The 22,280-nt window shown below is 58.3% G+C and carries 17 protein-coding genes; 8 read left to right on the forward strand and 9 right to left on the reverse strand.

Annotation, left to right across the window (positions count from 1 at the left end):
• The first annotated feature begins 33 nt into the window (after window positions 1-33).
• Entirely contained in the window at window positions 34-555 is a 522-nt protein-coding gene (locus NW822_RS04150) for a photosystem I assembly protein Ycf3 (protein WP_414403613.1), read from the forward strand.
• 63 nt (window positions 556-618) lie between these two features.
• Entirely contained in the window at window positions 619-912 is a 294-nt protein-coding gene (gene gatC, locus NW822_RS04155) for an Asp-tRNA(Asn)/Glu-tRNA(Gln) amidotransferase subunit GatC (protein WP_414403614.1), read from the forward strand.
• Between the two features lie 382 nt (window positions 913-1,294).
• On the opposite strand, the gene NW822_RS04160 is transcribed toward gatC, so the two are convergent.
• On the reverse strand, window positions 1,295-5,257 hold the full coding sequence (locus tag NW822_RS04160; protein ID WP_414403615.1) for a magnesium chelatase subunit H: 3,963 nt from the start codon (window positions 5,255-5,257) through the stop codon (window positions 1,295-1,297).
• Window positions 5,258-5,874: 617 nt separating this feature from the next.
• Here NW822_RS04160 and NW822_RS04165 point away from each other — a divergent pair.
• The 3 genes from NW822_RS04165 to NW822_RS04175 all read left to right on the forward strand — a co-directional run bounded on the left by NW822_RS04165 (window position 5,875) and on the right by NW822_RS04175 (window position 9,125).
• Window positions 5,875-6,570: a type 1 glutamine amidotransferase gene (locus NW822_RS04165; protein ID WP_414403616.1), complete on the forward strand. Its 696-nt coding sequence runs from the start codon at window positions 5,875-5,877 to the stop codon at window positions 6,568-6,570.
• Between the two features lie 73 nt (window positions 6,571-6,643).
• Window positions 6,644-8,053, forward strand: a complete 1,410-nt coding sequence (murD, locus tag NW822_RS04170; protein ID WP_414403617.1) for a UDP-N-acetylmuramoyl-L-alanine--D-glutamate ligase — start codon at window positions 6,644-6,646, stop codon at window positions 8,051-8,053.
• Window positions 7,998-9,125 carry an FtsW/RodA/SpoVE family cell cycle protein gene (locus NW822_RS04175; RefSeq protein WP_414403618.1) on the forward strand — a complete coding sequence of 376 codons (1,128 nt, stop codon included), beginning with the start codon at window positions 7,998-8,000 and terminating at the stop codon, window positions 9,123-9,125. The genes murD and NW822_RS04175 overlap by 56 nt, the downstream gene beginning before the upstream one ends.
• A gap of 5 nt (window positions 9,126-9,130) precedes the next feature.
• On the opposite strand, the gene NW822_RS04180 is transcribed toward NW822_RS04175, so the two are convergent.
• Genes NW822_RS04180 through NW822_RS04190 form a run of 3 tightly spaced genes read right to left on the reverse strand, consistent with a single transcriptional unit; the run spans window position 9,131 to window position 13,420 of the window.
• Window positions 9,131-10,333 carry a hypothetical protein gene (locus NW822_RS04180; protein ID WP_414361380.1) on the reverse strand — a complete coding sequence of 401 codons (1,203 nt, stop codon included), beginning with the start codon at window positions 10,331-10,333 and terminating at the stop codon, window positions 9,131-9,133.
• 23 nt (window positions 10,334-10,356) lie between these two features.
• On the reverse strand, window positions 10,357-10,932 hold the full coding sequence (locus NW822_RS04185; protein ID WP_414403619.1) for a hypothetical protein: 576 nt from the start codon (window positions 10,930-10,932) through the stop codon (window positions 10,357-10,359).
• Complete coding sequence (locus NW822_RS04190; protein WP_414403620.1) at window positions 10,925-13,420, reverse strand: dynamin family protein; 2,496 nt, start codon at window positions 13,418-13,420, stop codon at window positions 10,925-10,927. Before NW822_RS04190 ends, NW822_RS04185 begins: the two co-directional genes overlap by 8 nt.
• Window positions 13,421-13,723: 303 nt before the next feature.
• Here NW822_RS04190 and NW822_RS04195 point away from each other — a divergent pair, with 303 nt between their 5' ends.
• Window positions 13,724-14,293, forward strand: coding sequence for a Ycf51 family protein (locus tag NW822_RS04195; RefSeq protein ID WP_414403621.1), 570 nt, complete (start codon window positions 13,724-13,726; stop codon window positions 14,291-14,293).
• Here NW822_RS04195 and NW822_RS04200 read toward each other — a convergent pair.
• Entirely contained in the window at window positions 14,233-15,102 is an 870-nt protein-coding gene (locus tag NW822_RS04200; RefSeq protein WP_414403622.1) for an alpha/beta fold hydrolase, read from the reverse strand. The genes NW822_RS04195 and NW822_RS04200 overlap by 61 nt on opposite strands.
• A 3-nt stretch (window positions 15,103-15,105) precedes the next feature.
• On the reverse strand, window positions 15,106-15,771 hold the full coding sequence (locus tag NW822_RS04205; protein ID WP_414403623.1) for a Crp/Fnr family transcriptional regulator: 666 nt from the start codon (window positions 15,769-15,771) through the stop codon (window positions 15,106-15,108).
• A gap of 307 nt (window positions 15,772-16,078) precedes the next feature.
• Here NW822_RS04205 and surE point away from each other — a divergent pair, with 307 nt between their 5' ends.
• Window positions 16,079-16,858 (forward strand): 5'/3'-nucleotidase SurE, encoded by a 780-nt coding sequence (gene surE / locus NW822_RS04210; RefSeq protein WP_414403624.1) that lies wholly within the window; start codon window positions 16,079-16,081, stop codon window positions 16,856-16,858.
• Window positions 16,859-16,910: 52 nt separating this feature from the next.
• Here surE and NW822_RS04215 read toward each other — a convergent pair whose 3' ends face one another.
• Window positions 16,911-17,372, reverse strand: a complete 462-nt coding sequence (locus NW822_RS04215; RefSeq protein WP_414403625.1) for an EVE domain-containing protein — start codon at window positions 17,370-17,372, stop codon at window positions 16,911-16,913.
• A gap of 6 nt (window positions 17,373-17,378) precedes the next feature.
• On the reverse strand, window positions 17,379-18,029 hold the full coding sequence (hisH, locus tag NW822_RS04220; RefSeq protein WP_414361396.1) for an imidazole glycerol phosphate synthase subunit HisH: 651 nt from the start codon (window positions 18,027-18,029) through the stop codon (window positions 17,379-17,381).
• Between the two features lie 51 nt (window positions 18,030-18,080).
• On the opposite strand from hisH, the gene hemW reads away from it, so the two are divergent.
• Complete coding sequence (hemW, locus tag NW822_RS04225; protein WP_414403626.1) at window positions 18,081-19,274, forward strand: radical SAM family heme chaperone HemW; 1,194 nt, start codon at window positions 18,081-18,083, stop codon at window positions 19,272-19,274.
• Between the two features lie 49 nt (window positions 19,275-19,323).
• Here hemW and uvrA read toward each other — a convergent pair whose 3' ends face one another.
• Window positions 19,324-22,224 (reverse strand): excinuclease ABC subunit UvrA, encoded by a 2,901-nt coding sequence (uvrA, locus tag NW822_RS04230; RefSeq protein ID WP_414403627.1) that lies wholly within the window; start codon window positions 22,222-22,224, stop codon window positions 19,324-19,326.
• Window positions 22,225-22,280 lie beyond the last annotated feature (56 nt).

Below are 22,280 nucleotides of genomic sequence, written 5' to 3' on the forward strand. Positions count from 1 at the left end.
AGGTCCTATCCCAGGCTCCAAAGGAGGTCAACCATGCCGCGCGGCATGAAGAACGACAACTTCATTGACAAAACTTTCACGGTCATGGCCGACCTAATCCTAAAGTTGCTGCCAGGGGTGAGTTCGGACGAGAAGAAAGCCTTTGCCTACTACCGAGACGGCATGGCAGCCCAGAGCGAAGGGGAATACGCCGAGGCCCTAGAAAACTACCGCGCAGCTTTGGCTCTGGAGCAGGACGACCAAGACCGCAGCTACATTCTCTACAACATGGGCTTGATTTACCAAAGCACCGGTGACCTGGACAAAGCCCTGGAGTACTACCACCAGGCCTTAGAGCTAAACCCACGCCTCTGTTCAGCCCTCAACAACATTGCCGTTTTGCTACACCACAAAGGTGAGCAGAGTCTGCAAGCTGGGGATGAAGAAACGGCGGAGGCCCTGTTTGACGAGGCCGCCCGCTACTGGATCCGCGCCATTCGCATTGCCCCCAACAACTACATCGAGGCCCAAAATTGGCTGAAAACCACAGGACGCGCCAACCTAGAGCTGTATTGAGCTGCCCCCTCTTGAGGTCTGGCTGCAGTAAACTCAGCGGTAGCTCATAGGGCAAAGGAAACAATGCTGACACGGGAAGAGGTACGCCACGTCGCTCATCTGGCACGGCTTGAGCTTACCGAGGAAGAGGAAATCCAGTTTACCCAGCAACTGGCAGATATTTTGGCCTACGTAGAACAGCTTCAGGAACTGAATACCGAAGGCGTAGAGCCTACCTTCCATGTCCTCGATATCGAGCTGCCCACCCGCCCCGATGAGGTGCAGCCCTACTCCAATGTCGAAGGGATCCTGGCTAACGCCCCCGACCGCGCTGACAGGTTCTTCAAGGTGCCCCGCATTTTGGAGGAGGAAGACTAAAAGCCGCATTCTTTCTAACCTCTGCCCTACGGCTAGAGGGTGAGATCCCTGCCGACTTTGGCCAACTCAGCAGCAGAAGAAGGCTTGGGCCAGTGGGTGAAGAGCCGCCTGCTCCTCCCTCAGCTACCCACCCAGCCAGCCGGGCCAGCCAACCCTTTGCACTGGCTGCCTGCGGCTGACTACCCCAGCTTCTCCCCAGCACTAAGGGGGAGGGCGTCATACCCCCAACTCCAAGGCCTACGGCCCGCTGCGGCAAGGGAGCTGCCCTCTTGCCAGCGGAGCTGCCTAGAGGCCCCTTATTCACCGCAGCAGGGCAGAGCGCTTGGCAGGAATGCTGCAGCCTGCGCCGTAGCCTCGGCTCTCCTCTAGCGGGATCGCCTAGCTACTCAATCCCCTCAATCCGGTCTTCAACTTGCTGATAGAGCTCCTGCAGGCGCTCGATATTGGCTTGGGAAGTTTGCCAGTAGCCGCGCCCGTGCACCTCCAGCAGGGTGCCGACAATGCGCCGGAAGGAGTGGGGGTTGAGGTTCATCAGCCGCTGGCGCATTGCCTCGTCCTTGATGAAGGTCTCATTAGCTTCCTCGTAGATCCAGTTGTCCACCGCACCTGCCGTGGCCGACCAGCCGGAGGTGTTCACCAGCCGCTTGGCAATCTCCCGCACCCCTTCATAGCCGTGCTTGAGCATGCCCTCGTACCACTTGGGATTGAGGAGCTTAGTGCGAGCATCCAGCCGGATTGTCTCACTCAGGGTGCGGATCTGGGCATGGGGCGTGGTGGTATCGGCAATGTAGGCTGCGGGAGCCTTGCCGTCTGGGCGCAAGCTCTGCACCAACTTGGTGGGATCCGCGTCGAAGTAGTGGCTGACATCCGTCAGGCTAATCTCCGACGAATCCAGGTTTTGGAAGGTCACGTCCACCGTCTTTAGGCTGGCCTCAAAAAGCTGCCGCATCTGCTGGTTGGGCAGATTCGAGCCAAAGGCAAAGGACTTGCGGGATAGATACATCTCCCGCAGCTCGCTCTCGTCCTCCCAGGAGCTGTTTTCCACCGCCAGGCTAATGTTGGCCGAGTAGGAGCCGGAGGCGTTGGAAAAGACCCGCGTTGCCGCCTGCTCCAGCGTCAGCCCCAGCTCCTTGGCCTGCTGGAGGGCGTGCTTGCGCACAAAGTTGAGCTCCAGCGGCTCATCGGCCAGGGCCGCCAGCTTCACTGCCCGGTCGAGGAGAGCCATTTGGTTGACAAAGAGATCCCGGAACACGCCGGAGCAGTTGACCACCACGTCAATGCGGGGACGCCCCAGCTCCTCCAGGGGGATGAGCTCCACCTTGTTCACCCGCCCCAGGGCATCCGGCTTGGGACGCACCCCCAGCAAACACAGCACCTGGGCTAGCGATTCCCCATAGGTCTTGATGTTGTCCGTGCCCCAGAGCACCACCGAGATGGTTTCCGGGTACCTGCCGCCGTTGGCGCTCAACTCGCGGGCTAGCAGCCGCTCCACCACGATCTCCGCCGACTTGATGGCCGCTGCGGTGGGGATGGACTGGGGATCCAAAGCATGGATGTTGCGCCCCGTCGGCAACACATTGGGGTTGCGGATGGGATCCCCGCCGGGCCCCGGTGGGATGTACTCCCCTTCCAAGGCCCGCAGCAGCGATCCCAGCTCGTAGTCAGCCGTAATTTGCTTAAGGCACTCTTCCAAAAACTCGAACAAAGGCTTGAGTAGCTCCGCATCCACCTGGGGATAGCCCGCCTCCTTCAGGGCCACCAGCCAGGGGGCCTGCCGTCCCATGTTGAAAAAGTTGAGCTTGGCCACCCTGGAGACCCGCCCCTGGGCGTCGGTTTGCTCCTGCACCAGGGCCGCCACTGCCTTGTGGCAGGCCTTGTTGATGCGGTCCAGCAGCTCCGTATCCGCCAGGTGCCCCCGATCCCGGTTGCGGTAGATCTCGTCGATATCCCGGCCCAGGCTCTGGGCAATAATGCGGGGTAGGCTGAGGATCCCTTCTTCTGGGCGGTCAATGCTGGCGATGCTGACCAGCGTGGCAATGGCCTCCTCTGCCGTGGGGGGCGCCCCGATGACATGCAGACCACAGGGCAATAGCCGCGACTCAATCTCCATTAGCTTGGCGTAGAGCTTGCCCACCACTGTGTCCCGTTCTTCCAGAGTCAGCTGGGCAGCATCCCCCTCTGGCAGCTCCACATCCTTATCCAGGTTGACCAGGCGCGCCTTGTCACAGATGGCGTTGACAATGGCAATGCCCCGTGCCCCCTCCCGCAGGGTTTGGTAAGAGCCAATCAGCTCCCGCAGCTCCTGCAGCCCCTTGTAGAGGCCGGCATTCTCTGCCGGCGGTGTCAGGTAGCTGATGGTGCAAGCGTAGCCGCGCCGCTTGGCAATGGTGGCCTCGCTGGGATTGTTGGCGGCGTAGTAGTAGAGGTTGGGCAGGGATCCAATCAAATTATCCGGGTAGCACTCGCCCGACATGCCAATTTGCTTACCGGGCATGAACTCCAAAGAGCCATGGGTGCCAAAGTGCACCACCACATCGGCTCCCCACACCTTCTCCAAATAGGTGTAGTAGGCCGCAAAACCATGGTGGGGGCTGGCCGATCTAGAAAAAAGCAGCCGCATGGGATCCCCTTCGTAGCCAAAGGTGGGCTGCACCCCAATGAACACGTTGCCAAAGTGCTTGCCGTAAATCAGCAGATTTTGCCCATCAGTGTTCAGGTGCCCTGGGGGTGGCCCCCAATATTTCTCAATGGCTTTGACATAGGGGGTCAGGGCCTCGTATTCCCGCACCGACAGCTTGGCAGCCACGTTCAGCTCTGGGCTGGCGTACTGGGCCTGGGCATCGTGCAGGATGGACTCCATCAACTCCTGCGGTGTTTTGGGCAGCTCTGGCCCCAGGTCGTAGCCGTTGTGGGCCAGGGCCTGCATGACGCGGTGGATGGAGGCAAACACATCTAGGTAGGCTGCTGTCCCCACATTGCCTTTGTCTGGCGGGAAGCTGAAGACAGTGATGGCGATCTTCTTCTCCAGCTTGGGCTTACGCCGCAGGTTGGCCCACTTGAGGGCCCGCGCTGCAATCAGCTCAATCCGATCCTGCAGAGCATGGGCTTTGCCGGTGACGGCGTCTCGCCCCGAGAGGATGATTGGCTCGATGGCCCCGTCCAGCTCAGGAATGGCAACTTGCAGCGCCACCTGCACCGGGTGCAGGCCTAAGTCACTAGCAGCCCATTCCTCGGTGGATTGAAACACCAAGGGCAGGGCCACCATGTAGGGGCGATTCAACCGCTGCAGCGTCTCCACAGCCTTGGGGTGATCCTGCCGCGCCGGGCCCCCCACTAGGGCAAAGCCGGTTAGGGACACCACCACATCCACAATTGGGGCTGTCTTCTGCTCGTTCCAGAAAAACTCGTTCACCGGCTTGGAGAAGTCCAAGCCGCCGGCAAACACCGGCACCACCCGTGCCCCCCGCGACTCCAGCTCCTGCACCATCGCCACGTAGTGGGCATCATCCCCCGTCACCAGGTGGGTGCGCTGCAGCACCAACCCCACGCAGGGAGCCAAGGGATCCTTTACGTCTTCTGGCAGATCCTCGCGGGCATTGTACCAATCCCAATACTCCGCCAGGCTGGCAAACATCTGCGGCGCCAGGGGATGCCAAATGCCCATCTCCAAATAGGTCACTGGCTCGGCAAAGGAGAGCTGTCCCCGCATCCCCGGCAGGTAGCGATCCGCCAGCATCAGCAAAAAGTTCTCCAGGTTCTCGCGGGATCCGCCCAGCCAGTACTGGAAGCTAAGCATGAAGTTGCGGGCATCCTGGGCCTTGTCAAAGGGCAGGTACTTCAGCACCTTGGGCAGGGTCTGCAGCAGTTTCAGCATCCCCTCTTGGAAGTTGGATCCCTGCTGGCGCTTGCGCATGAACTGGGCAATGGCGCTCTTAGACTGGCCCAGTTGCGCCATGGAAAAGGATCCCAGCTTATTAAGGCGCATCACCTCCGGCATGGAGGGGAACACCACCACTGCATCCAGCCGCTCCCGCAGAGGTTCTACTGCCTGCACTACCTTCTGGGCGATGTCCTCAATGAAGATCAAGGAGCCGATAAAGACATTGGCCGTCTCCAGATCCCGCTGGAAAGCCTCATACCCCGAGGGATCCCGCAGCTCCTCCACCAGATACCCAGACAGCTCCACCGCCAGCTTGGGGTTGTGGGCGTTGATGCGCTGGACTGCCGCCGTCAGGGCACTCTGATACTGCGGCTCCAACACCACGTACACCACCTTCATCAGTCGGCGTCCCCCCAGCTCAGCAGGGGCCACGTGGCGGGTGATGGGCTTAACCAGAGTAAACATGCGGTCGCTCTCCGTCCTGCAACGCCAAAAAGCAAGTAGGCCGGGAATGGGCATTCTTCCCTAGCACCTGTTTCCCGTTCTACCAGAGAACTGGATCCCTGCCGGGGGCATGACGCCAGTCTCGTAACAATTCGCAATAATTGCAAAGGGGGGCTCTCCTCTTGGCAAAAGCCCAAGGATATGGCCCCGGAAGAGCCGAGTGCGGCTCTCTTGCGCCCTACGAGGTAGAATCGAGGCTTTCCTCACTCTATTTACTGTTGGAAATTGCAACCTTTTTAGGCCATCATAGCGGTCTTCTCTAAAAGCTTTAGGGAGTCCTCCTGGCCAGCGCCCAGTTTCTGCGTACGCCAATAACCTTGAAATGAGCTAGCGGTTGAGGCTTGCAGTCTGAGGCAGTCAGCAAGTTCACTAGAGAGTTATCTACTTTCAGAGGCCAGGAAAACCACTTCCCGTCCTTCTGTTGGGCAAACTTCCGCGCGAGTACAAAGGTTGGCTAACTTGTATAATTTCATCCCAGACTTAGTCCTAGAAGACTTAGTCTCCTAGTCTCGGAAACACTGCCAGCAAGGAAGCCACAGGAGCTGTGCTAGGCTAGGGGGTTAGTCATTGAAATCAGCATGCGGGCCCATTACTTACAACATGTGGCGTTTGAAGGTCTCGGCTACATAGAGTCCTGGCTCAAAGCCAAGGGATACCCTGTAACGGGCACAAAGTTCTTTGAATCGACAAGATTGCCGAGCCTGGATGAATTTGACATGCTCATCGTCATGGGTGGCCCCATGAGTGCCAATGACGAAAGCGCGTTCCCTTGGCTGGTGCAGGAGAAGGAGTTTATCCGCAATGCCATCGAGGCCGGCAAGTCCATTTTGGGCATCTGTCTGGGGGCGCAACTGATTGCCAGCGCAATGGGTAGCCGAGTGTTTCCAAATCGTGTTAAGGAAATAGGCTGGTGGCCCGTGCAAGGGATCCAACCAGCGAACGAGCTGGCCTTTCCTTTTCCGCCCTCGATTGAGGTTTTTCACTGGCACGGGGAAACCTTCGAGCTGCCCCCTGGTGCAATTCACCTTGCCAAAAGCGAAGGCTGTGAGAACCAGGCCTTTCAGCTTGGGCGTTCAGTGATTGGCCTCCAGTTTCACTTGGAAACCACGCCAGAATTGGTGCAGGGGCTTGTCTCCCACTGCCGCAACGAGTTATTGCCATCTACCTATGTGCAGTCGGAAGCAGAGATTCTCTCAGCTCCCCCTGAGAAGTACCAAGCCATAAACCGTCTCATGGGCGAGGTGCTCTCCTTTCTCTGTCGCCCCCATCCCTAGCCCCGCGCCGCGCTCTAGAGGGCGGCCAGAGCCGTAAGATGCATCTGCAAGCCAAAGTTCCAAGGGGATAGACGTGGGCCATCAGGTTTTGGGACTGGGGATCGCAGGTTGGTCGGCTGCACGGCTGCTGCGGGCCCAAGGAAAAGAGGTGTGGGTTTGGGACGAGCAGGATTCGGAGCTCTTGCGGCAACGGCAGGCAGAGCTGGAACAAGAAGGGATCCCTGTCCACTTGGGCCAGCCTTTTCAACTGCTGCCGGGAGTGGAGCAGGTGGTGGTCAGCCCGGGCATTGCCTGGGATCACCCCTTGCTGCAAGAGGCGCGTCGGCAAGGGATCGAGGTGGTGGGAGAGGCGGAGCTGGCCTGGCAGTTCCTTGAGCATCTGCCTTGGGTAGGGATCACGGGCACCAACGGCAAAAGCACCACCACGGCCCTGGTGGCGGAGATGTTTAAAGCGGGAGGGCTAGAAGGGATCCCCTGCGGCAACATTGGCTTACCTCTGTCTCAGGTGGCGCTGGAGACCTGGCAAGGGCAGCGGCGGCCGGATTGGATCGTGGCAGAGCTAAGCAGCTACCAACTGGAGGCCAGCAGCCGTCTGATGCAGAGCTCCCCTGGCAGCCCACCCCGCATTGGGGTATGGACCACCTTCACCCCCGATCACCTAGAGCGGCACGGCACCCTGGAGCGCTACGCCGGCTTTAAGGCGCGGCTGCTGGAGCGGGCCCAGTGGCGGGTGGTCAACGGCGAGGATCCCTACCTCTTTCGCCGGCGGCGAGACTGGGAAAACACCTACTGGGTTTCCCTGCAAGATCCGCAAGCGGATGTCTTCCTGCGGGGGAGCACCCTTTACATCCAGGGGGAAGCGGTGGCGGAGCTGGAGGATTTTGCCGAGCGCTGCCCTGGTCCTCACAACTTGCAGAACTTGCTCTTGGCGGCAGCGGCTGCCCATCTGGCCGGGATCCCTAACACTGCCATTCAGGGAGCCATCCGCTCTTTTGCTGGCATGCCCCATCGCTTGGAGCGGGTAGCCCAAATCCAGGTGGGATCCACCCCCATCCGCTTTGTCAACGACAGCAAAGCCACCAACTACGAGGCCGGCTGGGTGGCCCTCAACGCCCTCTCCCCGCCCATCATCCTCATTGCCGGTGGAAGGGCCAAACAGGGGGACCCCTCGGCCTGGCTGCGGCTTATTCAGGCTAAGGTGGCCCGCGTGTTGCTCATTGGGGAGGCTGCTCCTGCCCTGGCCCAGGCTCTCCGGGCAATCCGCTATACTGACGTCGAGATCCTGCCAACTCTAGAGGTAGCGGTGGAAAGGGCCTTTGCAGCCGCTTGCTCCCTAGCGCAAGCCCTGGCGGATCCCGCTCGGCCCATTACCGTTTTGCTGTCGCCCGCTTGTGCCAGCTTTGACCAGTACCCCAGCTTCGAGCACCGTGGCCACCACTTCCGCGCCTGTTGCCAAGCCCTTGTGGGATCCCTGGAATGCTGAAGCGCGCTGGCTGCGCTGGCTGACGCTGGTTTGGCTGGCAGTGGGCTTGATGATGCTGTTTTCGGCCTCCTACCCGGTGGCGCAGCAGACTACTGGCGATGGCCTCTATTTCTTTAAGCGCCAGTTGCTCTGGGCAGGGCTGGGGCTGGCCTGCTTCGCACTTCTGGTGCGCATCCCTTTGCGGCGCTGGTTCCCCTGGGCCGGGATCCTCTGTCTGCTGGGCATTGGCTTAGTCTGGGCTACCCAGGTGCCGGGGCTGGGGGTTTCCCGCCTGGATGCCAGCCGCTGGCTGGATTTGAAGGTGATCCCGGTGGTCATCCAGCCTTCGGAATTGCTCAAGCCTCTGTTGGTGCTGCAGGGGGCCTGGGTGTTTGGCCGTTGGTTTTACTACCCCGCCTGGTTTCGCGGCGTCTGGGTTGGGCTCTTTGCTTTGGCGCTGCTAGGGATCCTCCTCCAGCCCAACTTGGGCACCACCGCCATCTGCGGCCTTACCCTCTGGGTCATGGCCTGGACTGCCGGGCTCCCCGTTTTTACCCTCTTGGCTACAGCAGGACTGGGGATCCTGGCGGCTGTGGTGAGCATTCTCAGCAAAGACTACCAGCGGCGGCGCATCCTTGCCTTTTTGGATCCCTGGGGGAATGCCCAAGGGGATGGCTACCAGTTGGTGCAAAGCCTTTTGGCTATTGGCTCAGGGGGCTGGTGGGGCAAAGGCTATGGCCTTTCTCTGCAAAAGCTGTTCTACTTGCCCATCCAGTACACGGATTTCATCTTTGCGGTGTATGCAGAAGAGTTTGGCCTGGTGGGATCCCTCTTCTTTCTAGGGCTATTGAGCGCCTACACCTGGGTAAGCTTGCGGGTCATGCGGCGCTGTCTCGACCTGCCCACGCGGCTGGTGGCCTGTGGCTGTTTGATGTTTTTGGTGGGGCAGGCACTGCTGAATATCGGCGTGGTCACTGGCTTGCTGCCAACTACAGGGGTGCCCTTGCCGCTGTTTAGCTACGGCGGCAGCTCAACTCTCTCTGGACTAATTATGGCGGGACTGCTGGTGCGGGCTGCCCGCGAGGTGGGCTGACCACTTTACTCGGCAGCCAGTAGATAGAGACTTTGGGGTTCAGAAGGGATCAACCGGTACGGATCCGCCTGGTTAAGCTCCCGACAGAGGCGAGCAAAAGACTGGAGACTTTCAAGGCGCTCCGTGAGCTCGCTGAGGGTGTCTAAGTATTCAGCTAAAGCCGCTTGAGAAAGGTACCAAGACTTGTCCAGCTCTTGGAAGTAGGTCATCTGAAACTCGACAGAAAGATTCTTTTCCCTAAGGAAGCGCTGCTCCGGTGTAAGCGCTCGATCAAATGGGGAAAGACGAGCAATGCGCTGGATGCGCTCGCTAGAGATGCGGCCGGCAAAGCCGGGAGCTTTGTACGTATAGGCCGTCCGGAGCTGAGGTCGATCCGCCGGCAAGAGAGCGGCACACCACCTTTCGCTTAGTTCCCGGAAACGAGGAACCTCGAAGTCCAGGGCATCGACGGCATCTTGCAGGTACCCATGCTTAAGCAGAAGCTGGGATTCCGCCGCTAGGGAAACTGCCCAACCCTTGAGGGCAATATCGCCAAGCAGTAGGCAGTGGGCCTGGCGCTCAACAGGGATCTGATGGGCTTGGTCGGAGAAAAAAATGCGGGCTTCCGCCAGCGCCTTAAGGGCATCGCGAGGAGAAGCCTCTGGGAATCGGTGCAAACTAACCAGCTCCGCCTGCAGCTTGGCAAGACTTTGGATGAAAAGGGCACGCTGCAAATTGGAGATAGCCAACAGAATTTCGGCTCTACTCTGAACGGCCAAAGCTTGCAAATAGGCCAGTTGGTCGGAAAGTGTATCTAGCTTTTGCTGAATGTCTTGGATCCCTTCCCTAACAATCTTCTCTAGGCGGGCAATAGAGTCTTGCAACTGATTCAGGCGGAAATGCATGTAGGTAAAGCCAATAGCGCTAACCCCCAGGTTTAAAACGCTAGCGCCAGCAGCTACCTGAGAAAGCCCCAAAATCTTGGTGGCAGTCTGCTGCAAAACCTCAAGCTTTCGATGAGTGGCTTGGTGACCAAGGGCATTAATCACGGATTCAGGAGATACCGGCGCATTCATCAGCAAGCTGGTCAGGCCAGGAGCTTCGGCCAAATGCTTGACGATGCGACCCGTGGCAGCTTCTCGAACAACGCCACCGTAGCGAACCAGGGATCCATCCAAAAGCCCACTGACAATCGAAGGAGAAGCAAAAAGGAGAGTTGGAATGAGCATGACTTACGCTCCCAAAGTTCCGGTTACACAAGGTAGAAACCCTTGTTGGCAAAGGAGTTTAAATGCAATGGGGGGGAGATCCAGACAATCTTTGCTTTACCGGCTAGAGCCAGAAACGCATCCCTTCGCTCAAGAGGACTCGCATCTTTGCGAAGTCCAGGAAGCTCCTCGTCAGTCTCGAGGGCCACTAGATAAAAAGCACTTTCATCATTGAGATTTTCAGCCGGAAACTTCTCGACTTCCTCTTTCAGAGCCTCAAACTCTTTCTGTGTGCCTCTCCAGATATACTTTGAGCTTTTATACAGAAGCTCACACGCATTCTTCTCTGTTATTTTTTGTCCGGGAGAAAGGTGAGAAAAGTATTCGCGAAACTGGCTAGCCCTCAAGGCTAGCACGACCCAACTTTCGCGTTCGGAAGGTTTGGGTTCGGGCAAATTTTCGGGCGAACTTGCTACAAGCAAAGGCGAACTTGCTACAAGCAAAAGTAATGCTACAACAACAGCCCCCCCTGGCCCCCAAACAGCACCACCGACGATAGCTACAATCAATACAGCAGCTAGCCTAAGAAGCTGTCTCTGCTCTTTGTCGTTCTCACTCATCACTTCCACTCCCTATGCGAGACAAGGTCTGAATATGGCTTTCAATTGCATTCTTCCTATTCTCCAGATCTTTGGCCATCGCTACCGCTTGGCTAAGGTTCTCATCAATCACCTTCCTTTGCCTCTCTAGCTCATCCATAGAAAGATCAAGCGCCTTTCTGACCAATTCTTGAGTAGCCTCTCTTAGTTTTTCTATGTAACCTACTATCCATTCTTGTAAGACTTTCCACAATCTTTGTTTCCCAGCATCTGCTCCGCTTGACCACTCCTCAGCCATCTTATCGAAGCTGGGTACAATTAGCTGTTGATAGAACTCCGTCCCAACTTTAGCTATCTTGTACTTCTTGCCTCCAAAGCAAGAACTAGGCTCCTCGACTATTGTAGTTTTGTCCTTCTTTGTAGTCTCTATCTTTGCTCTTTTATTAAAGAGAAAGACATCTTGCGTAAGGCGCAAGGGCTCGCCTCTCAGCTTAACGCCAGTTTGAATCAATTCCTGGATCCCTAGCTTATCTTCCTCGGAGACTGTGAGGATTTCTTCAACGGCTCCAATAAGGTTTGCAATAAGCTGAGAGATCAATGAGTTCGCAAATCTCTCAAAAGTTTGAGCCTTCGCCTGTAACAGAAACTCGGCCCTATGTTCGAGAGCGTCCCTAACCGATTGGTAGAGAGCTAAAACAGCGCGCTCAGCTCTTTCTATCTTCTCATGAGGCTTTTTGGTTTTCTCCTCAACAGGTACTCTCAGAATCAGGCTGTCTCCCTGACACTCACAATCCCTCAACGTTCTGAGTGTCACGTCGCAAGATCTAGCAACGAGGTTGGCAATGTGAGCAGGGATCACTTCTTTCAGAGAATCTTCTAGCGGATAAACACCAATTTCTTGCTTGAGTGCATCTCGAACTGGAGCAATGATTTTATTAATCAAATCTTTAACTTGCTCGTCCACAAAGTCAATAAAATCGGGAAACCCCTGCCAGCCCTTCTTTCTGGCTTCCTCCTCAATCTTTGATAGGGACTCAGGAGTGCCACTAGCACTGGCAACTTGGTTGAGTAAGTCTGTAATGTCAGCGATAAACGATTGGGCAACTTGATTGATTGCTTCCTTGCATTGCTCTTGTCTCTCTTGAATATATTTTCTTTGCCTATCTACTTCCTCTAGCGTCTGAATTCGTCTTGTATTGATTATGACATCTAGGGCACTGCTAATCTCTCTAGCTGAGTTGATCACTTGTAGCACTGCCGGGAGAATAACAACTCTTGCAGTGTCTGCTTGAATCCTTTCTCGCAATGCCCTCCATAGCAAGTTGCCGCCGCTCCACTCTCGGATGTAGCCAAGCAAGAGCCTAGTGTCATTGTCAGATATTGCCTGCCCTTCCTCGACTTTGTTTTCAAGGTCTGCTATCCAAGACTTCAGCTCCCTATCACCTCTTGTAGAAGCCCTGATGAGATTAGCACAGTCTTCAAAAAGAGCGCTGAGCATCCATTGTCTAGTACTGGGATCCACATCCGATCCTTCGGAAGAGTTGGCTCCCCAGGCACATTGGGCATAGAAGAGCGCCTTAGCAGAGAGCGGAATGATAAAAGGCAGCTCTGGAAGATCCAGAATCTCCTTAATTTCCTCTCTCAGCTCCTCGACCTTTTGCTCTAGAGGGTTGTCGGTTTGATTTCGCATGTCAACCCTATTGAGCAAGAAAATCATCAAGCTGGTTTGACCTCGGAGAAACTCCACAACATCCTTTAGCTCTCTCAAGAGGGCTTCTCGTCTTTGCCAATCTGTCTGAGAGTAATCCAGTGCAACGAGGCTGAAGCACTTGCTGACATGCTCTTGGATGATCCTGAGGCTTGTTCTATCTTGGATTGAGTTCAGGCCAGGCAAGTCATAAATCTCAACCTGTAAGCCCTCAGGCAGGTTTAACAGAGAAGAAGCCCTGACAGGAAGGAGCGGACACTCAACGTCTATCTGAGGGATGACTACCTCGGCTTCATCCTCCTTCTTCCTCTTTTTTCGCCGCTCTTGGTGGTAAGCCTCCATTGTCAGCTTGAGCCTGCTGTAGATCTCTTCGTCCCTCAGGTCTTCCCAGGTGCCGCACTCCCAGGTGGCTCCTTTTGTATTGTGGATAACTAGCTTGCTCCGCTCGCCGTGCCTAATCCGTAGGATTCCGGCACTCATCTCCTGGGCCTCGATAGGCGCGATTTTCCGACCAATGAGAGCGTTGACAATGGTGGACTTGCCTGAAGAGGTGGTGCCAATGGTGGCAATCCGGAAGGAGGGCTTCCGCAGGCGGGCATCGGCCTCTTCGTAGACAACCCGAAAGGCTTCCAGCTTCTCCAGCAGCACGGAGTTGCTGACTACGTCGTGGTATTCGTTAACGATCCCAGCAATGAGGTTGCCCAGGGCAAATAGGGAGTCTTTCGCGGTTTGCAAGGCTACCGAGGGATCCGGAGAGTCAAGGCTGTAACGCGCTCCATCAAAGAGGGTTGAAGATGACATGTCGGCAGTTCTCAAGCCGCTTCGCTGGCATTATATCCATCTTGCTGATACCGTCGTTCGTTTCCTTCGCATTGTTTTCAGCGTTCTTCTTGCCAGCAATGCTCATTCAGTAGCATAAAAAACAGTTCTAAAAGGCACAGAGCTGCCGGCACTTCTGGGATCAGCGAGAGCTAGTTTGGCAGATGGAGCCGCAAGCCCCTACCCTCTCGGCCAGAGCCAGCGAGCAGTTGAGAGGATTGCCAAGCCGCTTAAGATGAGACTGCTGAGTCCGAACTTCTTCTCCTGCCAATGATGGATGGGTCTTTGCAATCTTTCTTTGCCTCTGCCGCGCAGGTGGGATTGGGGGTGGCAGGCCTGCTGGCTTTGCTTACCCTGCTGGCCTGGCTCCGCAACTGGCCGTGGAAGTTTTCGCTGGTGGGCTACACGGCCTTCACCCTGGTTTTGACGGCGGGCTGTTTTGCCCTCAGTTTGGGGCCAATCTTTCGCTCCCGCATTCCCGGCGCTGCTCCCTACACCACGGTCTATGACCAAGGGGCAGAGCGAGCGGTCATTGCCGTCAGCCCGGACATTACCCCAGAGCAACTGATCCTCACGCTGAAGCAGGCGGCCAGCGATTTGGCGTCCTCCGGTCGCTTCTCCACCGGCTCGCCGGTGTTTACCCTGCAGGCCCGCACCGTCATCCATCCGGAGCCGGGCGTCTCCGAGCCCTTACTTTTGGGCACGCTGCAACAGCCGCTGGGGAAACAACAGCAGCAGCAGCAGATCCGGCTGGAGGAAGAGGCCTTTGCCCGGCTACAAAAGCTGGCCCAGGTTCAGGCTGCGGCTTCCCCCGCTGAGGGTGGGTCGGAAGAGCCTCCCTTTGGCCAGTCTTGAGCCCTGAGCCAGCGACGCAGATCCCGTCCTACCTGTTCAGGGATCTCCCAGGGGAAAAGATGAGCGACCCCGGGATAGACAATGCAGGTGCACTGGGGTAGAAGGCGGGCGGTGGCCAGGCTGCTAGCGGCAGTGATGTGGCGATCCCGCTCGCCGGCTAGGAGCAACACGGGTAGGCGCAGGTGCTGCAGCTCCCCTTCGCGGTTGTAGCCCTGTTGCAAGGCGGCGCGTAAAGCTTGGCGGGCTTGGGGAGAGGTGTGCAGATAGGCGGGCAAAGCTGCCTGGGCCAAGTAGCGATAGGCGGTTGGGGTGTGTTGCTGGATGAGGTAGCGGTAGAGAGAGCGGCGGCCAAAGGTGTTGATGTTCCAACTCCAGCCGGGCCAAAGCCAGTTGAGCAGCGAAGCAATGCCGGTGTTGAGCTGATCCCCAACGGTGATGGGGGGATGGTTGCTACGAGGACAGGCGGCGCTGGCTACCAAAACCAAGCCCTTGACCCGCTGCGGCAGGCGCAAGGCCAACTCCAGGGCCAGGATCCCGCCCAGAGACCAACCCAACACCAGACACTCCCGCCAGCCCAGGCGATCCAGCAGCTCCTGCAAGTCCTCCAGGTGAGCTGCCATCTCAAAGGGATCCCGTACCTGCGAACGCCCGTAGCCGCGCAGATCCGGCGCCACACAGGGGTGCATCCCCGCCACCGCCTCAGCAAAAACTTCCATGCAGTCAGCATTGCCCGGATGGCCGTGGAGCAATAGGATGGGCAGGGAAGGGATCCCTTCTCCCCACGCACGGTAGTAGAGCTGTAGACCCATAGCTTAAGCAGTGGCCGCCCTTTTCGGCACAGGCTGCAGCTTCACCTCGTTAGGAATGCAAATTAGATTGGGCTCCAGGATCTGCACAAACCCTTTCGAGCGCAGGGATCCCAGCAGGCGAGTGACCGTTACGCGCGTAGCCCCAATGGCATCCCCAATTTGGGCGTGGGTCAGCGTCCAGGGAAGGTACATCCCCTGTTCACAGGGCTGCCCGTACTCTTCAATCAACAGCGTTAGGAAGCCCTTGAGGCGGTCAATGGCCCGCCGTTGGCCCAAGTTGCCTAACCAAAGCAACTTGCGTTGTAGTTGCTGGCGGAAGCTTTCTTGAACTTTCTGGTGCAAATGGGGCCACTGCTCCAGATCCTGCCAGTAAAACCACATCACCGTGGTGTGCTCGACGTGGGTACAGGCTTTCAACTCAAAGCGCTCCGGATTGCTCACCTCAAAGGGCATGCCGGCAGTGATAAACCCGACAAAAACCTCCCGCCGCTCTGGCGTTTGGCTGACCAGGCGCACCACGCCTTCTTGGGTGATGTAGACCAAGCCCGGACGGGTGGGGATGCGCACGTCCTTGGGAAAAGTGCGACAGCGGTAGTGCTCCTCCGCCCACTGACACAGCTCCGGCCATTCTGGAGCCTCTGCTGCTGACGCGATGGAAACCAGGGACATGGGATAAACTTCCTGTGAGCGACTGGGTGAACCTTACCGCCTCTTCCGCTTCATCAAGCCACAAAGAGGGGTTGAAACGCTAACGGGAGGATAAACCAGAAGGAAGGAAGCTTCAGTAGTAGCTTTACCTTAGTTTCATAATGACACTTAAGATTTACAGAGCAACACCGTGGTTCTACGGATGTCCTCTATAGACCTATGTCCAATGGTAACATGCGGAAGCCGCACTCTTCTTCTCCTGGCTCCTGGCCGGCTGGGGGCTTGGCAGTAGATAGCAGGATCTTGGAGGCGGTGAGGAGGGGCACCGATGAAGATTCTCGTGAGCAACGATGACGGCATTCAGGCGGCGGGGGTGCGGTGTTTGGTGGCAGCGCTGGCTCAGATGGGCCGGCACCAGGTGACCGTAGTCTGTCCGGATCGGGAGCGCTCGGCCACTGGCCATGCCCTAACCTTGCACAAGCCTCTAAGGCTGGATCCGGTGCGGGAGGGGTTCCCCCCTGAGGTGCAAGCCTGGGCCTGTTCGGGCACGCCTTCGGACTGTGTCAAGCTGGGTCTGGACGGGCTACTGGATCATCCTCCCGATTGGGTGATTTCCGGCATCAATCAGGGAGCCAATTTGGGCACCGATGTACTCTACTCCGGCACCGTCTCAGCGGCCATGGAAGGGTTGTTGGAAGGGATCCCCAGCCTAGCCGTGAGCCTGGCCAGCTTTACCCACCAGGATTTTCAGCCGGCGGCCCAGGTGGTGCTGATGCTGCTGGAGAAGCTGAGCCTGAAGCCTTTAGAGAAGCCGATGCTGTTGAACGTCAACGTGCCCCCGCTAGAGCTGGCTGAAATACGCGGCATGGTCTTGGCCCGCCTGGCCTGGCGCAAGTACACGGATCTCTACGAGAAACGAGTAGATCCCCGTGGCAAGGCCTACTACTGGCTGGCAGGAGAGGTGGTGGAAGAGGAGGTGGATCCCTGCTCCGATGTGCGGGCGGTTGCCGAAGGCTATGTGTCGATTACGCCCCTGCAGCCGGATTTAACGGCCTACGCCGCTTTCGAGAGCTTGCGGCGCTGGGGCCTCTCAGCCTTTGGCTTTTGAAGGTTTTGGCAAGGATAGGGAGTCCCGGCTGGCTTGCTCCAACCTGGTAGGGCTAGGGAGAAGAGGTCGCCAAGGCCAGCAGCCGCTCTGCAACAGCTTGGGAAACGGGCATCACCGATAGGCGCGTACCTCGCCGCACCACCTCCAACTCTGCAGGGGTAAAAGTGGCCCGCAACTCGGCCAAAGGGATCAAGCGCTCAAAGGCGGCGACGAATTCCACCCGCACCGTGTGCCAGCGGGGCGCTGCAGGAGTTGACTTGGGATCGTAGTAGGGGCTGGTGGGATCAAACTGGCTGGGATCCACCACCTGGGTTTCTCGGATCTCCATCAAACCAACAATACCGGGGGGGCTAGCGTTGGAGTGGTAGAAAAAGGCGCGATCCCCCACCTGCATGGCTTTTAGGTAGTTGCGGGCTTGGTAGTTGCGCACGCCGTCCCAAAGGGTTTGGCCCTCCCGCTGCAGATCCCAGATGCTGTAGACGCGGGGCTCCGATTTCATCAGCCAGTAGTTCATGGAACGCTAGGCGCCGGCAGTAGGCAAGCGACGGGCAACAAACTCGACAAAGTTTTGCAATATCTTCAAGCCTACAGGGCCGGACTTTTCGGGGTGAAATTGGGTGGCAAACAGGGCGCCGCGGGCAATGGCGGCCACACAGGTTTGGCTGCCGTGTTGGGTAGTGGCGACCACCCAGCTGGGATCCTCGGGCACGGCATGATAGGAGTGGACAAAGTAAACCCAGCTTTGGTCAGGGATCCCTGCCCAAAGAGGAGACAGGGGCTGGGTGAGGTGCAACTGGTTCCAGCCCATGTGGGGGATGCGCAGGCCTGGCTCCGGTTGAAAGCGTCGCACTTGTCCGGGTACAAGGCCCAGCCCTGGCTCCACCCCCTCTTCGCTCCCCTCAAACAAAACCTGCAGCCCAAGGCAGATGCCCAGAAAGGGCTGCTGCCGCTCGATTGCTTCTTGGATAGCCTCCACAAAGCCCCGCGCCCGCAACTGCTGCATGGCTGGGTCAAAGGCCCCATCTCCCGGCAGAACGAGGCCATCAAAAGCCGCCAGCCCAGCCGGCTCTGTGACCAGCTGCACTTCGGCTCCAGCCCGCTCTAGCCCTTTGCAAGCCGAATGCAGGTTGCCGGCCTCGTAGTCAATCACTGCCAGGCGCACAGCGTTCATGGGATCCCTTACAAGCCTACCAGTATAGTGGTTTTAGCAAGGTAGGGAGCTATGGTGGTTGCAGCCTCTGCAGAAGACTTTGCCCTCTCCACTCAGCTTGGCTGGCCAGAGGCCGCCTATCTGCACATCCCCTTCTGCCAGCAGCGCTGCCACTACTGCGATTTTGCCACCGGCCTAGGCACGCGCGAGCTAATAGAAACCTATGTGCAGGTGCTCTGCCAAGAGATTGGGGGGGCCTACCGCTACCGCCATTTGGCTGGGGATCCCCAACCCTTGACCAGCATTTTCTTTGGCGGCGGCACCCCTTCCCTGCTGACGGTGGAGCAATTGGGCCGGATCTTGGCTCAACTCAGGGAGAGGATCCCCTTACATCCTGACTGCGAGATTTCGCTCGAGGCCAACCCCGGCACCCTGACGCGGGAGCAGTTGGCGGGCTACCGGGATCTGGGGGTTAACCGCATTAGCCTGGGGGTACAGGCCTTTCAAGCGGAGCTGCTGGCCGCCTGCGGTCGCCTGCATGGAGTGGAAGAAGTTTACGAAGCTGTGGCCGACTTGCAGGCAGTGGGCTTTGCGAATTTCAACCTGGACTTGATCTTTGGACTGCCCTACCAGACGTTGGCGCACTGGCAGCAATCGCTGCAGGCTGTTCTTGAGATCAACCCTACCCATGTCTCCATCTATGATTTAACCATTGAGCCGGGAACCCGCTTTGGCCGGATGTACCGACCGGGGGATGCCCCTTTGCCCCCTGAGGAAATCACAGTTGCAATGTACTTGATGGCGCGGGAGCTGCTCACCCAAGCCGGCTACATCCACTACGAGATCTCCAATTTTGCCCGCCCTGGGTATGCCTGTCGCCACAACCGGGTGTACTGGGAAAATCGCCCTTACTTTGGCTTTGGCATGGGATCGGTCGGCTACGAAGGGGGGCGGCGTATTCAACAGCCGAAAACTCTCCATAAGTATTTTGAACAGGTCAAAGCCCAAGTTCACCCTCTCCCGCCACCAGCCTCTGCAGAAGAAATCTGGATGGATACGGTGATGTTGGGGCTGCGTTTGCAGGAAGGGCTGGATTTGGCAACTTTACGGCAGCGCTTTGGCCCTGCGAGGGTGGAGCAGGCTTTGCGGCGTCTAGATCCCTATTTTGAAAAAGGTTGGGCCAGTTGCGAAGGAGGGCGACTGCGACTGATCCCGCCCGAGGGCTGGCTGTTTTCCAACGAAGTCATTGCAGAGCTTTTTCCTTAGTTTGGCGGGCAAATAGTGCGAACAACTGGGTATGCATCCGCTCCCTTTCTTACTGACCGGGGGGATGTTGTTGCAAAGCCTGCTTTAGGTAGCGCCCCGTGTGGGATCCGGGCTGCTCGGCCACTTCCTCAGGGGTGCCGACGGCAACAATCTGGCCGCCCTGGTCGCCCCCTTCCGGCCCCAGGTCAATGATCCAGTCGGCACAGCGGAGGATGTCCAGGTTGTGCTCGATCACCAGTACGGTGTTGCCCGCATCCACCAACCGCTGCAGAACATTCAAGAGCTTGTGAACGTCGTAGAAGGACAAGCCGGTGGAGGGTTCATCGAGCAGGTAGAGGGTTTTGCCGGTGGAGCGGCGGGCCAGTTCTGCCGCCAGCTTCACCCGCTGCGCTTCCCCCCCGGAAAGCGTCGGAGCGGGCTGCCCCAGCTTGATGTAATCAAGGCCCACATCGGCCAAGGTCTGTAGAATCTTGGCGGCAGGGGGTAGGGCGGCAAAAAACTCCAGCGCCTCCCCCACCGTCATGTCTAGGACTTCGGCGATGTTTTTGCCCTTGTACCTGACCTGGAGGGTCTCGCGGCTGTAGCGGCTGCCCCCACACACTTCGCAGGTAACATACACATCCGGCAGGAAGTTCATTTCAATCACGTTCACCCCCTGCCCTTTGCAGGCTTCACAGCGCCCCCCCTTGACGTTGAAGGAAAAGTGGCCAGAGTGATAGCCCCTGGCCTTGGCCTCTAGAGTCTGGGCAAAGGCCTGGCGGATGGGATCAAAGAGGCCCGTGTAGGTGGCGGGGTTGGAGCGGGGGGTGCGGCCAATGGGGGATTGGTCGATGACAATGACCTTGTCGATGTGTTCGATGCCGTGTAGCTCCCCCATTTCCGTTGGCTTAGGCACCTTCTGGCCGAGGTAGTGTTGCAGGGCAGGGTAGAGCAACTCGTTGACCAGGGTGGACTTGCCGGAGCCGGAGACGCCGGTGACGCAGACCAGCTTGCCCAGGGGGATCTCCACATCGATGTGCTTGAGGTTGTTTTTGTGGGCATCGGTGAGCTTGAGGGAGACGGCTTTGCCAGGTCGCCGCTGAGCTGGGGTTGGGATCCGCCGCCGCCCCGCCAGATAGGCGCCGGTGAGGGAGCGCTCGCAGGCTAGGATGTCGGCTAGAGATCCTTGGGCCACCACTTCTCCGCCGTGGATGCCAGCGCCGGGGCCAATGTCCACGATGTGGTCGGCGGCGCGAATGGTCTCTTCATCGTGTTCCACCACAATTAAGGTGTTGCCCAGATCCCGTAGGCGGAATAGGGTTTGCAAGAGGCGTTGGTTATCCCGCTGGTGCAGGCCAATGGAGGGTTCGTCCAGCACGTAGAGCACCCCCGTTAGGCCGGAGCCAATCTGGCTGGCCAGCCGGATCCGCTGCGCCTCGCCCCCCGAAAGGGTCATGGCCGGTCGGGCCAGGGTGAGGTAGTCAAGGCCCACGTCAATTAAAAACTGCAGGCGGGTTTTGATCTCCCGCAGCACTAGCTCGGCAATCTGCGCTTGGCGGGGGGTAAGCTGGAGCTGCTCCAGGCGCTGCAGGCAGTCGCGGATGGAGATCTCGGTGAGATCCGTGATGCGGTAGCCACCGACGCGCACGGCCAGGGCCTCTGGCCGCAGCCGGGATCCGCCACAGGCAGCGCAGGGGCGGTAGGTGAGGTAGGTCTCCAGCTTTTGCCGGTAGGTTTCGGAGGTGGTTTCTTGGTAGTGCCGCTGCAACTGCGGGATCACCCCTTCGAAGCGGCGGTAGTAGCCCCGGCTCCCCTGGGGGGATTCCGCCTCAACGTAGATCTCCTGGTCGCTGCCGTAGAGGAGGAGCTGCTGCTGCTCGGGGGTAAGGTCGCACCAGCGGCTGCTGAGCTCAAAGCCAAAGGCCTTAGCAGCCCCCGCCAGCAGCGCCAGATAGTAGGGGTTCTCCCGCTCCGCCCAGGGGGCAATGGCCGCATAAAGGGGGAGCTTGGGATCCGGCACGATCCGGTCGGGGTCGAAGATGGGTTCAAAGCCCAGGCCGTGACAGACGGGACAGGCGCCGATGGGGGAGTTAAAGGAAAATAGCCGCGGCGACAGCTCGCCCAGCACGGAGCCGTGTTCGGGGCAGGCAAATTGTTCCGAAAAGATCAGCTCCGTTGGCTTGCCGTTGAGGTACTGCCCCGCCACCTCGGCTACTTTTTGCAGCAGGTGTTCCCGTTCGTCTTCACGGGGCAAGAGCTCCACCACCGCCAGTCCCCCCGACTGGCGCAGACAGGTGGTCAGGGAATCGGCCAGCCGCTCTGCGATCTCCGGGCCCTTAACCAGCCGATCCACCACCACCTCAATGGTGTGGGCCTTGTTTTTGGCCAACTCAATTTCCTCGCTGAGATCCCGCACCTGGCCGTCGATGCGCACCCGCACAAACCCCTGCTGGCGCAGGCTTTGCAAGAGCGCTGCGTGGGTGCCCTTTTTTCCCCTCACCACGGGCGCAAGCAACTGAAAGCGCGTCCGCTCCGGCAGGGCCAGGATCTGGTCCACCATTTGATCCACCGTCTGGGGGGCAATCACCCGGTCGCAATGGGGGCAGTGGGGGATCCCGGCCCGCCCATACAGCAGCCGCAGGTAGTCGTAGATTTCGGTTACGGTGCCAACCGTGGAGCGGGGGTTGTGGCTGGTGGACTTTTGGTCGATGGCAATGGCCGGGCTCAAGCCCTCGATGCGGTCTACATCCGGTTTGTCCAGTTGCCCCAGAAATTGCCGCGCATAGGCGCTAAGGGACTCCACGTAGCGCCGCTGCCCCTCGGCAAAGATGGTGTCGAAGGCCAGAGAAGATTTTCCAGAGCCGGAGACGCCGGTAAACACCACCAGGCGATTGCGCGGGATCCGCAGCTCGAGGTTTTTGAGGTTGTGCTGCCGTGCCCCCACCACATGGATTTCGTTTTGGCCGGACATCTCATCCCCTCTGTGTGCAGCGTGGGTGGAGACTCTGCCCAAAATTGGCGAGTCGA

The sequence above is a fragment of the Synechococcus sp. H70.2 genome, from assembly GCF_047462275.1.
GTDB lineage: Bacteria > Cyanobacteriota > Cyanobacteriia > Thermostichales > Thermostichaceae > Thermostichus.